The sequence below is a fragment of the Ruegeria sp. R8_1 genome (genome assembly GCF_017743815.1).
Lineage (GTDB): Bacteria > Pseudomonadota > Alphaproteobacteria > Rhodobacterales > Rhodobacteraceae > Ruegeria > Ruegeria lacuscaerulensis_A.
Genome location: NZ_JAGHRL010000002.1, coordinates 596694 through 608338 on the forward strand (window position 1 = coordinate 596694; position 11645 = coordinate 608338).

11 protein-coding genes are annotated in these 11645 nt (G+C 60.2%); 10 read left to right on the top strand and 1 reads right to left on the bottom strand.

Going from position 1 to position 11645, the window contains the following annotated elements; genetic code table 11:
- The first annotated feature begins 244 nt into the window (after positions 1–244).
- From mraZ to J7380_RS07100, 9 genes are all read left to right on the top strand, one after another.
- Complete coding sequence (mraZ, locus tag J7380_RS07060) at positions 245–748, top strand: division/cell wall cluster transcriptional repressor MraZ (RefSeq protein WP_209195087.1); 504 nt, start codon at positions 245–247, stop codon at positions 746–748.
- 4 nt (positions 749–752) lie between these two features.
- The gene (gene rsmH, locus J7380_RS07065; RefSeq protein ID WP_209195088.1) at positions 753–1745 is read left to right on the top strand and encodes a 16S rRNA (cytosine(1402)-N(4))-methyltransferase RsmH; all 993 of its coding nucleotides are present in this window, start codon (positions 753–755) and stop codon (positions 1743–1745) included.
- Entirely contained in the window at positions 1742–2110 is a 369-nt protein-coding gene (locus tag J7380_RS07070) for a cell division protein FtsL (RefSeq protein ID WP_170352546.1), read from the top strand. The genes rsmH and J7380_RS07070 overlap by 4 nt, the downstream gene beginning before the upstream one ends.
- Complete coding sequence (locus tag J7380_RS07075) at positions 2107–3894, top strand: penicillin-binding protein 2 (RefSeq protein ID WP_170724334.1); 1788 nt, start codon at positions 2107–2109, stop codon at positions 3892–3894. The genes J7380_RS07070 and J7380_RS07075 overlap by 4 nt, the downstream gene beginning before the upstream one ends.
- Before the next feature lie 22 nt (positions 3895–3916).
- Positions 3917–5398: a UDP-N-acetylmuramoyl-L-alanyl-D-glutamate--2,6-diaminopimelate ligase gene (locus J7380_RS07080; protein WP_209195089.1), complete on the top strand. Its 1482-nt coding sequence runs from the start codon at positions 3917–3919 to the stop codon at positions 5396–5398.
- Complete coding sequence (gene murF / locus J7380_RS07085; RefSeq protein ID WP_209195090.1) at positions 5395–6789, top strand: UDP-N-acetylmuramoyl-tripeptide--D-alanyl-D-alanine ligase; 1395 nt, start codon at positions 5395–5397, stop codon at positions 6787–6789. Before J7380_RS07080 ends, murF begins: the two co-directional genes overlap by 4 nt.
- 24 nt (positions 6790–6813) lie before the next feature.
- Complete coding sequence (mraY, locus tag J7380_RS07090; RefSeq protein ID WP_209195091.1) at positions 6814–7896, top strand: phospho-N-acetylmuramoyl-pentapeptide-transferase; 1083 nt, start codon at positions 6814–6816, stop codon at positions 7894–7896.
- Positions 7897–8046: 150 nt separating this feature from the next.
- Complete coding sequence (murD, locus tag J7380_RS07095) at positions 8047–9447, top strand: UDP-N-acetylmuramoyl-L-alanine--D-glutamate ligase (protein ID WP_209195092.1); 1401 nt, start codon at positions 8047–8049, stop codon at positions 9445–9447.
- Positions 9448–9552: 105 nt separating this feature from the next.
- Positions 9553–9927, top strand: coding sequence for a glycine zipper family protein (locus tag J7380_RS07100; RefSeq protein WP_209195093.1), 375 nt, complete (start codon positions 9553–9555; stop codon positions 9925–9927).
- On the opposite strand, the gene J7380_RS07105 is transcribed toward J7380_RS07100, so the two are convergent.
- The gene (locus J7380_RS07105; RefSeq protein ID WP_209195150.1) at positions 9924–11102 is read right to left on the bottom strand and encodes an NAD(P)/FAD-dependent oxidoreductase; all 1179 of its coding nucleotides are present in this window, start codon (positions 11100–11102) and stop codon (positions 9924–9926) included. The genes J7380_RS07100 and J7380_RS07105 overlap by 4 nt on opposite strands.
- On the opposite strand from J7380_RS07105, the gene J7380_RS20335 reads away from it, so the two are divergent.
- Positions 11013–11588 carry a cupin domain-containing protein gene (locus J7380_RS20335; RefSeq protein ID WP_247742429.1) on the top strand — a complete coding sequence of 192 codons (576 nt, stop codon included), beginning with the start codon at positions 11013–11015 and terminating at the stop codon, positions 11586–11588. The two genes, J7380_RS07105 and J7380_RS20335, sit on opposite strands and share 90 nt — an antisense overlap.
- The last annotated feature ends 57 nt before the right edge of the window (positions 11589–11645 follow it).

Below are 11645 nucleotides of genomic sequence, written 5' to 3' on the forward strand. Positions count from 1 at the left end.
CACATGGGGCACCAAACGACCCCGAACCAATAAAATTCAGGTTTCATACAGGCATCTCGCTTTCATCAATCAAGAGATCCGGCGCGCGGGCGAGCAGACATCCCCCCAGGTGGCGCGCGCAGCTGGACTTCCCGCTCAGCGGGCCAATGCGGCGGGTTGATCAGTGGCAGCAGATCAACCCGCCGTTTTTCATCCGGGGGGAACGTGAAGTTCAAGTGGGGCGCAAGCGAAAGGGACAGTCGTCTTGGCGCGCAGGTTCAGAGGTGAAAGCCACCACAAGGTGGATACGAAGGGCAGGGTGTCGATCCCGGCCTCATTTCGCCGTGTGCTTGAAACTTCTGACCCGAACTGGCAACCCGGCGATAACCCTGAGCTTGTGATCGTCTACGGCGATCATCGTCGAAAATACCTTGAATGCTACACAATGGAAGCGATCGACGAGGTCGACGCCAAGATTGATGCTTTGCCGCGCGGGTCTATGCAGCGCCGGATGCTGCAACGCATGTTCCACGGTCTGTCCCATCCGACCAACGTTGATGAAACGGGTCGTCTGGTATTGCCCGCCAAGCTGCGCAACAAAATCGATCTGGAAGGCGAGGCTTTCTTTATAGCCGCCGGCGATACTTTCCAGATTTGGAAGCCCGAGACCTATGAGGCTGAAGAGCTGGCAAAGGCGGAAGAGTGGTTGGACGATCTGCCCGATGACTTCGACCCGATGGTCTATCTTGATGGCGTCGAGGGGGCGTAGCGGCATGGCCGACGCTCTGCCCCCTTCGGACAAACCTCATATCCCTGTTTTGTTGCGCCCATTGCTGGCGGCTGTGGCCCCTGTTTCGGGCGTCTGGCTGGATGGCACGTTCGGCGCCGGTGGGTACACAAAAGGCTTGCTTGAGGCGGGGGCTGAGAAGGTCATCGGTGTGGACCGCGATCCGTTGGCCTTTGAAATGGTCGCGGATTGGGTTGGCGACTACGGCGACCGATTGGTGATGCACCCCGGTGTGTTCTCACGCATGGATGAGTATGCACAGGATTTGGATGGGGTTGTGTTGGACCTGGGCGTGTCCTCGATGCAGCTGGACCAGGCCGAGCGTGGGTTTTCCTTCATGAAGGACGGCCCGCTGGATATGCGGATGAGCCAAGAAGGCGAAAGTGCCGCTGATCTGGTCAATGCCGCGTCCGAGGCGCAGTTGGCTGATATTCTGTTTCACTTTGGAGAGGAGCGCGCCAGCCGCCGCATCTCCAAAGCCATCGTCAAGGCACGTGCGGATGAGGCGATTACGACCACGCTGCGTCTGGCCGAAATCATCGAATCCTGCTTGCCGCGCCCGAAGCCGGGTCAATCGCACCCGGCAACGCGCAGCTTTCAGGGCCTGCGAATTGCAGTAAATGCGGAATATGAGGAACTGTTTCAGGGTCTTATGGCCGCCGAGCGGGCTTTGAAGCCCGGCGGACAATTGGCAGTGGTGACGTTCCATTCCATCGAAGACCGTATGGTCAAGCGGTTCTTTCAGGCGCGCGCGGGAAAGACCGGGCGCGCCAATCGTTACGCGCCTGAAATCGCGCAGGACCTGCCGCAATTCACGTTGAAAACGCGCAAGGCGGTGGGGCCGGACGATCAAGAATTGCAGGAGAATCCGCGTGCGCGCTCGGCCAAGTTGCGTGTTGCTGTGCGGACTGAGGCTCCGGCGGGGGAAATTGAGGCCCGCGCCATTGGGATGCCGCAAATTGGGGGAAGGGCAAAATGAAGAGTGTATTGTATGTGATGACTGCGCTTTCGGTATTTGGGTTGGCTTTGTGGGCCTATCAGGAAAACTACCGCACGCAGCAAGTTGTCAAAGAGACACAGAAGCTGCAGCGTGAGATCGGCATGGCGCAAGTTCGGCTGGCGGTTCTGAATGCAGAATGGGCCTATCTGAACCGCCCGGACCGGTTGCGTGAACTCGCCGACCTGAATTTCGAGCGTCTGGGCCTGCTGCCTCTGCGCGCAGAACAGTTTGGGCGGGCTGACCAGGTCTCTTATGCCGAAGATCCCGATCTGCCGATCGTTGATCCGATCGAACTGCAGGCGATCACGAACATTCAGGCGTTTGGCGAGGTGCAAATCCCATGACCCGGACACCGCTGCGCCCCTTAGCCCGTATCCTTGACGCCCGCGCCCGCGGCGAAAACCCCAAAGCCATCGAGCGCGAAAATATCCGCCAGCGTCACGAAGACATGAAAGACCGCGCCCGCGCCCGCGCCGAGGGGCGGCTTTTGGTTTTGGGTCTGTTCTTTTTCTGTGCGTTTTCGGTGGTTGGTTTTCGCATGGGGATGCTCGCCACCTCCGAGGCGCAGGAACCGCTAGCCAGCGCGCCCGGTGCCGCCATCGCCATGCAGCGCGCCAATATCGTTGACCGTGAAGGGCGCATTCTGGCGACCAATCTGGACACATACTCGGTTTATGCGCAGCCGCCCTTGATGATCGACCCCGAAGCCGCCGCTGATCAATTGGTGGCGATCTTCCCCGATCTTGAAAAAGAACGTCTGGTCAAGGATTTCACCGGCAATCGTAAATTTCTTTGGATAAAGAAGCGGATATCGCCCGAGCAGAAGCAGGCTGTCCATGACATCGGCGACCCCGGCATCCTGTTCGGCCCGCGAGAGATGCGGCTTTATCCCAACGGCAAGCTGGCCGCACATATTCTGGGCGGCTCGGGCTTTGGTCGCGAGGGCGTCAGCGCCGCCGAGGTAATCGGTGTCGCGGGCGTTGAAAAGCAATTCGACGATTATCTGCGTGATCCGGCCAACGGCAACAAACCTCTTCAACTGTCTTTGGACCTGACTGTTCAGGCGGCGGTCGAACAGGTTCTGTATGGTGGCATGAAAATCATGAACGCCAAGGGAGCCTCGGCCGTTCTGATGAATGCCCATACGGGTGAGGTGGTATCGGCGGCCTCGCTGCCGTCATTTGATCCCAATGACCGACCGCGCCCGCCAACTTCGGGGTTCGATCCCTCGGACAGCCCATTGTTCAACCGCTATGTGCAGGGCGTGTACGAGCTGGGCTCGGTCTTCAAGATTTTCACGGCGGCGCAGGCGGTTCAGCTTGGGCTGGTGAATTCCGAGACGATCATCGACACGTCGGGCCCGATGCGGATCGGTCGCTTCCCGATTGGCGAGTTCAACGGCAAAAATTACGGCAAGATCAGCGTGGCGGATGTGATCGTTCACAGCTCGAACCGGGGAACGGGGCGGCTGGCGCTGCAGATCGGCGCAAAACGGCAGCAGAATTTTCTGCGTTCGCTGGGTATGTTCGATCCGACCCCGTTTGAAATTGTCGAGGCCAAGGGCGGCGAGCCTTTGAAGCCCAAGAAATGGGGCGAACTCAGCACGGTTACGATCTCTTATGGCCACGGTCTGTCGACCAGCCCGATGCATCTGGCGGCGGGCTATGCCGCGATCGCCAATGGTGGGCATTATGTCAGCCCGACGATCTTGCGCAAAAACGGGCCTCAATACGGGCCGCGCGTGATGTCTGACAGTGCCGCGCAACAGGCGCAGCGGATGTTGCGCAAGGTTGTCACCGACGGCACCGCCAGCTTCGGCGATGTTGCAGGCTATGACGTGGCGGGTAAGACCGGCACGGCTGATAAGCCCAAACCACGTGGCGGCTATTATGATGACAAGGTGATTTCCACCTTCGCGACCATTTTCCCGGCCTATGACCCCAAATACGTGCTGATCGTCACGCTGGATGAGCCATCGATCGTCGCCTACGGCGAAAAGCGCCGCACGGCCGGTTGGACAGCCGTGCCCGTTGCTGCCGAGCTGATCGGGCGCATTGCCCCGTTGTTGGGGTTGCGACCTCGGCTTGAGCCTGAAGCGCGCGCTGCTATAACGCTCACCTCAAATTAGACCGTCCGGCAAAGGGTAGGGCATGGGCACAAGAACAAGAACACTCAGCCAACTGGCCCTGACCGCGCGCGGAGGGGCAAACCCTGACATCACCGGGCTGGCCGTGGACAGCCGCGAGGTGCAGGAGGGCTTTTTGTTCGCTGCTTTGCCCGGCACGCGGGTTCATGGCGGCGCGTTCATCCAATACGCCCTGCGCATGGGCGCGGCGGCGATCCTGACGGACGCCGAAGGGGCCGAGATTGCAGCCGATGAACTGGCCGCATCAGGCGCGGCCTTGGTCGTTGTCGAAGACCCGCGTCAGGCACTGGCCGGATGTGCCGCGCTGTGGTTTGGCGCGCAGCCGCAGACCATTGTGGCCGTCACCGGGACCAATGGAAAAACCTCGGTCGCCACATTCGTGCGCCAAATCTGGATGGAACTGGGCCACGCTGCCGTAAACCTTGGTACCACCGGGGTTGAGGGCGCATGGACTGCCCCTCTGGCCCATACCACGCCCGAGCCGATCACCCTTCATCGCTGTTTGTCCGAAGCCGCCGCAAATGGCGTGACCCATGCCGCGATGGAGGCATCCTCGCACGGGTTGGAACAGCGTCGTCTGGACGGCGTGCATCTGGCGGCTGCGGGTTTCTCGAACTTCACACAGGACCATCTGGACTATCACGAGACGTTCGAGGCGTATTTCGCGGCCAAGGCGGGTCTGTTCGACCGGGTTCTGCCCCAGGACGGCACAGTCGTGGTCAATATGAGCGACCCCAAAGGAGCCGAGGTCCGCAAGATCGCCAAGGCGCGCGGACAGGAGGTTCTGACCGTTGGGCTGGGCGATGCCGATCTGTGCCTGATGAACCAGCGTTTTGACGCGACCGGGCAGGATTTGCGGTTCTCGTGGCAAGGCAAGGTCTTCCAAACCCGCCTGAACTTGATCGGAGGGTTCCAGGCTGAAAATATCCTTCTGGCCTGTGGTCTGGTGATCGCGGGCGGCGAGGACCCTGAGCGCGTGTTTGAAACTCTGCCGCATCTGACAACCGTGCGGGGCCGGATGCAACTTGCGGCGACGCGCCATAATGGAGCGGCGGTCTTTGTCGACTATGCCCATACGCCGGATGCTGTGGCCACTGCGCTCAAGGCGTTGCGCCCGCATGTGATGGGGCGGTTGATTGCCATCGTTGGCGCAGGTGGCGACCGCGATGCGACCAAGCGGCCTTTGATGGGGCAAGCGGCTGCAAACCATGCTGACGTGGTCTTTGTCACCGACGACAACCCCCGCAGCGAGGATCCGGCGACCATCCGCGCGGCCGTTTTGTTGGGCGCGCCTGAGGCGACTGAGGTGGGCGACCGGGCCGAGGCCATTCTGCGCGGCATAGACGCGCTGCAACCGGGGGATGCTTTGTTGATTGCGGGCAAAGGGCATGAAACCGGCCAGATTGTCGGCGATCAGGTTCTGCCCTTTGACGATGTGGAACAAGCCAGCATCAGCGTGGCCGCGCTGGACGGGAGGGTTGCATGACGCTCTGGACTGCGGCTGAGGCCGCTGAGGCTACCGGCGGGCGCGTCACCTGTGACTGGTCCGTGAACGGCGTGTCGATTGACACCCGAACCTTGCAACCCGGCGACCTGTTCGTGGCGCTAAAGGCGGCACGGGACGGGCATGACTTTGTGGCGCAGGCGTTGGAGAAGGGGGCCGGCGCGGCTTTGGTGTCCCGCATCCCCGATGGCGTGGCCGAGGATGCGCCGTTGCTGATCGTCGACGATGTGCAGACAGGGTTGGAGGCGTTGGGCCGAGCAGGCCGCGCACGCACCGATGCGCGCGTGGTGGGTGTGACGGGCAGTGTGGGCAAGACCTCGACCAAGGAAATGCTGGCCAATATTCTGGAAACGCAGGGCAAAACCCACGCCAGCGTCGCCAGTTACAACAACCATTGGGGCGTGCCGCTGACCTTGGCGCGGATGCCGCGCGACACCGAATTCGCCGTGATCGAGATTGGCATGAACCATCCCGGAGAGATTGCGCCCCTGGCCCAACAGGCCCGCCCGCATGTGGCGTTGGTGACGACTGTGGCGGCGGTGCATCTTGAGGCGTTTGAGTCGGTCACGGGCATCGCCCATGAAAAAGCCGCGATTTTCGAGGGGCTGGAACCCGGAGGCACAGCCATCGTGAACGCCGACATTGACGACGCGGATGTGTTGCGCAGCTGTGCGCAGGCTCAAGGAGCGGGGATCGTCGAATTTGGGCGGAACGCTTCGGATTATGTGCTGACGGATGTGGCGCAGACCGCCGACTCGGTCCATGCCTCTGCGGCGCTGGACGGGGTGCCATTAAGATTTAACGTAAGGTCGGCCGGTACGCATTTCGCCATGAACGGGCTGGGTGCTTTGGCGACATGCGTTGAGCTGGGCGTCGATCTGGATCAGGCTATTATCGGGCTGCGCCGGTGGTCTCCGGTCGCGGGTCGCGGTGTTCGCGAGACGCTGTCGTTGGCGAGCGGTGGGCAGATTGAACTGCTGGATGACAGCTATAATGCCAACCCGACCTCGATGGAGGCGGCCTTGGACGTTCTGGCCGCCGCGCAGGGCCCGCGTAGGATCGCGTTCTTGGGCGATATGAAGGAATTGGGCGCGCAGGAAACCGACATGCACGCGGCCATGGCCGATGTTGTGGCGATGGCGCATGTGGATCAGGTGCATTGCATCGGTCCGTTGATGCAGGCGCTGCATCAGGCGTTGCCCGAAGGGAAACGCGGGCTTTGGACTGAAACCAGCGCCGAAATGGCCGCGCACCTGCCGGATCTGATCTGCGCGGGCGATATCGTGCTGGCCAAAGGATCTTTGAGCATGGCGCTGGCGCGGATTGTTGACGGTTTACGGAAAATGGGGCAAGGGGGCGCGCTTGAGCCATGATCGCCGCACGAGAAAGGTGTTAGTATGCTTTATTGGTTGACCAATCTGTCCGATGGCGGGGATTTCTTTAACCTCTTTCGCTATATCACCTTCCGCGCGGGCGGTGCCTTTATGACAGCGCTGATTTTCGGGTTCCTGTTTGGCAAACCGCTGATCAACGTGCTGCGCCGCAAGCAAGGCAAAGGTCAACCGATCCGAGATGACGGGCCCGAGGGACATTTTTCAAAGGCGGGAACGCCGACGATGGGGGGGCTGCTGATCGTGGGCGCTCTGGTCACGTCGACGCTGGTTTGGGCGCGGTGGGACAACCCCTATGTCTGGATGGTCTTGTTCGTGACGCTGGGCTATGCGGCGATTGGCTTTGCGGATGACTACGCAAAAGTGTCCAAACAGAACACTAAGGGCGTGTCGGGCAAGATGCGTTTGGCTTTGGGCGTGTTGATCGCATTGCTCGCTTCGGTCTGGGCAACACTGCACCACCCCGAGGCGTTGCAGAACCAACTGGCGGTGCCTGTGTTCAAAGATACGCTGGTCAATTTGGGTATTTTCTATATCCCGTTCGCGATTGTTGTAATTGTTGGCGCTGCGAATGCTGTGAATCTGACCGATGGGCTGGACGGTTTGGCGATCATGCCTGCGATGATCGCGGCCTCGACTTTGGGTGTGATTGCCTATGCGGTTGGGCGGGTCGACTTTACCGAGTATCTGGATGTGCATTACGTGCCGGGTACAGGCGAGATTTTCATCTTTACCTCGGCCTTGTTTGGCGCAGGGCTTGGGTTCCTGTGGTACAATGCCCCCCCGGCTGCGGTGTTCATGGGCGATACTGGATCATTGGCTTTGGGCGGTGCCTTGGGAGCCATCGCAGTAGCGACCAAGCACGAACTGGTGCTGGCCGTGGTTGGCGGCCTGTTCGTCGTTGAAGCCCTGAGTGTTATCATTCAGGTTCTGTATTTCAAACGCACCGGACGGCGGGTGTTCCTGATGGCGCCAATCCACCATCACTATGAGAAAAAGGGCTGGGCTGAGCCCACCATCGTGATCCGGTTTTGGATCATTTCGCTGATCCTGGCGATGATCGGGCTGGCGACACTTAAGGTCCGGTAACGCTCCCGCCAGGCTCGGAGGGCCTGCGGCCCGCCTGCCACCTGTTGGGCCCGGCTCGCGCTGACGCGCGAGCCTTTTGCGTCTCTTGCCAAGACTTGTGTCTTCTGCGCAGGGTGGCCGCGACATGTACGACAGAACAAGGTGGTCAGGATGATCCCGGTCAAAGGGTTTTCGGGGCAGAAAGTAGCGGTGCTTGGGCTTGGTCGCTCGGGTCTGGCCACGGCGCGTGCGCTTAGGGCGGGCAAGGCAGAAGCTGTCTGTTGGGATGACAATCCCGCTGCTCGCGAAAAAGCCGAGGCCGAGGGGTTTGCCTGTGCCGATCTGCGCCGCCAAGGGGCGTTCGATCAAATCGCTGCGCTGATCGTCTCGCCCGGTATCCCGCATCTCTACCCTGTACCAAATCCAGTCGTCGCAGCCGCACTTGATGCCAGCGTGCCAGTCGACAATGATATAGGGCTGTTTTTTCGATCGTTTGCGGGCCCGGAATGGGATAATTTCGACACACCCCCACGTGTTATTGCGGTCACAGGCTCTAACGGCAAATCAACCACGGCGGCATTGATCCATCACATTCTGACCGAGGCAGGCCGAGAGGCCCAGTTGGCCGGAAACATTGGGCGTGGGGTTCTCGATATTGAACCCGGTCGGGATGCTTCAGTCGTCGTGCTGGAGCTGTCGAGCTATCAGACTGAACTGGCGCGTGCATTAACGCCGGATATCGCGGTGTTTACCAATCTGTCTCCGGATCATCTGGATCGGCACGGGGGTATGGGCGGCTACTTTGCCGCCAAACGTCGCCTGTTTGCCGAAGGTGGCCCGGACCGGGCAGTGATTGGCGTCGACGAAAATGAAGGCGCGTTTTTGGCCGGGCAATTGGCCGAAGGCCCAACGGATGACCGGGTGATCCGGATCTCGGTTGCCCGAAAACTGACGCGGCCCGGGTGGCAGGTTTTTGCGCGCAAAGGGTTTTTGTCCGAATACCGCAAAGGTCGGCAGGCAGGCGCGATTGACTTGCGCAACGTCAAAGGGCTGCCGGGCGCGCATAACCATCAAAATGCCTGCGCTGCTTACGCGGCGTGTCGCGCGCTTGGGCTGGCCCCGCGCGTGATTGAGGATGCGTTGCACAGCTATCCCGGTCTGCCACACCGCAGTCAGATTATCGCCGAAGCGAATGGCGTGACCTTTGTGAATGATTCGAAGGCCACTAATGTAGACAGCGCGCTCAAGGCGCTAAGTGCGTTTAAGAACGTCCGGTGGATCTGCGGCGGGCTTGAGAAGGAAGGCGGTTTGTCTGCCTTGAACACAGCCTGCGATCAAGTCGTCAAAGCCTATGTCATTGGGCGGGAGGCCGCCAGTTTCGCCATGCAGCTTGAGGTGGAGGCGCAGGTCTGTACCACAATGGCCGAGGCCGTCGCGCAGGCTGTGGCGGATGCGGCGCCAGGGGATACAGTTTTGCTGGCCCCAGCTGCGGCCAGTTTCGATCAATATGACAACTTCGAGCAACGCGGAGAGGATTTCGCAGCGCAGGTTCGTCTGAACCTTTCGCTTTAGAAATTTGCAATAGATTGCCGGTTGGGCCAAGCTGCGGTGCTATCTGCTTGACGCCCATAACTAATTGGTCTTGCTTGCCTGTAAATTCAACACGAGGTTATCATTATGACTTACCGTAAGTTTTCTCTGGTCCTGCCTGCGCTTTTGGTGGCCGGCGCCTGCACAAACACTGGTGCGAATTATCAACCCGTCGTCGATGGGCCGGTCGGCCCGAATTACAACGTCGACCTACAGCAATGCCAACAGCTGGCAGCTTCGCAGGCTTCGGTTGATGGGACTACGGCCGGTAACGCGGCAATCGGGGCGGCGGGTGCTGCGGCAGTTACCGGGATCGTTCAGGACAGCAGCGACAATCTGGGGCGCGCCGCAGTCGCAGGTGCGCTGGTAGGTGCCGGTGCAGACGTGATAAACAAAAACCAGAACAAAGAAGTTCTCGTGCGCAACTGTATGCGCGGACGTGGCTATAACGTCGTAGGCTAGCCTGCAGCTATGGCGGTTCCGGCGGCGTGACCCGAAGACCACGCCCACTGGAAATTGTAGCCGCCCAGCCAGCCGGTGACATCCACCGCTTCGCCAATCGCATAGAGGCCGGGGACATCCCTGGCCTCCATCGTTTTGGACGACAATTCATCCGTGTTGATCCCGCCCAAAGTAACCTCGGCGGTGCGATACCCTTCGGTGCCAGAGGGGGTGAGGGACCAGTTGGACAGCGCCGTCACCAGATCGTTCAGGGCGGCGTCGGACTGGTCGGCCAGATTGCCGCGCATTGGTATATGGTGTTTCAGGTAGTTGACCAGCCGCGCGGGCAGGTGTCGGGCCAGTTCGGTGGTCAGGGCTTTGCGCCCTCCGGCCTGACGCTGATCGCGCAGCAGGTCGAACAGGGGCAGGTCGGGGATCAGGTTCGCATGGATCGCCTCACCTTCATTCCAGTAGGACGACAGTTGCAGCACCGACGGCCCGCTGAGACCGCGATGGGTGAACAGCAGCGCCTCGTCAAAGCTGGTGCGGTCGTTGGACAGGCGCGCGGGGAGCGACACACCCGAAAGCTCCTTGAACCGGCCATCCGAAAAGGTGAACGGCACCAGCGCCGCCCGCGTGTCTGTAACGCGCAGCTCGAATTGATGGGCGATGTCATAGGCTAACCCCGTTGCGCCCATCTTGGGGATCGACTTGCCACCCGTCGCCAGCACCAGATTGCGGCAAATCAGGTTTTGGCGCTGGCCTTCGCGCTCAACCTCGATCGCAAAGCCGTATTCGGTTTTGCGCAGATCACGTACCGAGGTTTGCAGCCAGAGTTCAGCCCCGGCGCGGGTCATCTCGTCCAACAGCATCTGGACAATCTGCTTCGAAGACCCGTCGCAAAACAATTGCCCCAGCGTTTTCTCATGCCACGCGATGCCGTGACGCCCGACCAGATCGATAAAATCCCACTGCGTGTATCGCGCCAGTGCGGATTTGCAAAAATGCGGGTTTTGCGACAGGAAATTTCCGGGGCCCGCATACATATTGGTAAAGTTGCAGCGCCCTCCGCCTGAGATGCGGATTTTCTCTCCGGCTGCTTTGGCATGGTCGATCACCAGAACACGCCCGCCGCAGTGGGAGGCACACATCATACCGGCTGCACCGGCACCAAGAATGATCGTGTCAAAGGTCATGGACGAGGGGATGGCGCGGATCGCGTCGGAACGCAAGAGCGCGCCGTCGCCTCGCTCAAGGTCTGGCCGTATGTGAGCAATCCCGATTGCCAGCTGCCGAAAGCACTGTCATCCTGCGGCGACAGTTCACCCGAGGAGAAGGAACAATTCATGCATTACCCGGATTTCATAACGGCCTTTCCGAAACTGGACGTTCCTTTCCCTGAAGATGTGGTGCAGACGGCTGTCATTCGCTCGGACGCAGGTCTGGTGGCGTTCTTCACTTTTCTGAAGGATATGGAGCTTCCGCTTCATTCGCATGGTGCGCAATGGGGCACGGTCGTTGAAGGTGAGATTGCGCTGACGATCGGAGACCAGACGAAAACTTACCGTCCGGGCGACAGCTATTCGATCCCGGCGGGGGTCGAACACGGAGGTCAGATCAAGGCCGGTACGCGCGTGATTGATGTCTTTGAGGAACCGGACCGGTACCCAATTAAAGCGTGACGCGTTATTTCAACTCTGGGGCTGATCGAATTCCGCTTATGCCCCTCATTTCCCTAG

Coding starts and splice junctions, on each gene's coding strand:
- mraY (WP_209195091.1), top strand. CDS start 6,814: ATGCTTTATTGGTTGACCAATCTGTCCGATGGCGGGGATTTCTTTAAC.
- murD (WP_209195092.1), top strand. CDS start 8,047: ATGATCCCGGTCAAAGGGTTTTCGGGGCAGAAAGTAGCGGTGCTTGGG.
- J7380_RS07100 (WP_209195093.1), top strand. CDS start 9,553: ATGACTTACCGTAAGTTTTCTCTGGTCCTGCCTGCGCTTTTGGTGGCC.
- J7380_RS07080 (WP_209195089.1), top strand. CDS start 3,917: ATGGGCACAAGAACAAGAACACTCAGCCAACTGGCCCTGACCGCGCGC.
- rsmH (WP_209195088.1), top strand. CDS start 753: ATGGCCGACGCTCTGCCCCCTTCGGACAAACCTCATATCCCTGTTTTG.
- J7380_RS07075 (WP_170724334.1), top strand. CDS start 2,107: ATGACCCGGACACCGCTGCGCCCCTTAGCCCGTATCCTTGACGCCCGC.
- J7380_RS20335 (WP_247742429.1), top strand. CDS start 11,013: ATGGTCGATCACCAGAACACGCCCGCCGCAGTGGGAGGCACACATCAT.
- murF (WP_209195090.1), top strand. CDS start 5,395: ATGACGCTCTGGACTGCGGCTGAGGCCGCTGAGGCTACCGGCGGGCGC.
- J7380_RS07105 (WP_209195150.1), bottom strand. CDS start 11,102: ATGACCTTTGACACGATCATTCTTGGTGCCGGTGCAGCCGGTATGATG.
- J7380_RS07070 (WP_170352546.1), top strand. CDS start 1,742: ATGAAGAGTGTATTGTATGTGATGACTGCGCTTTCGGTATTTGGGTTG.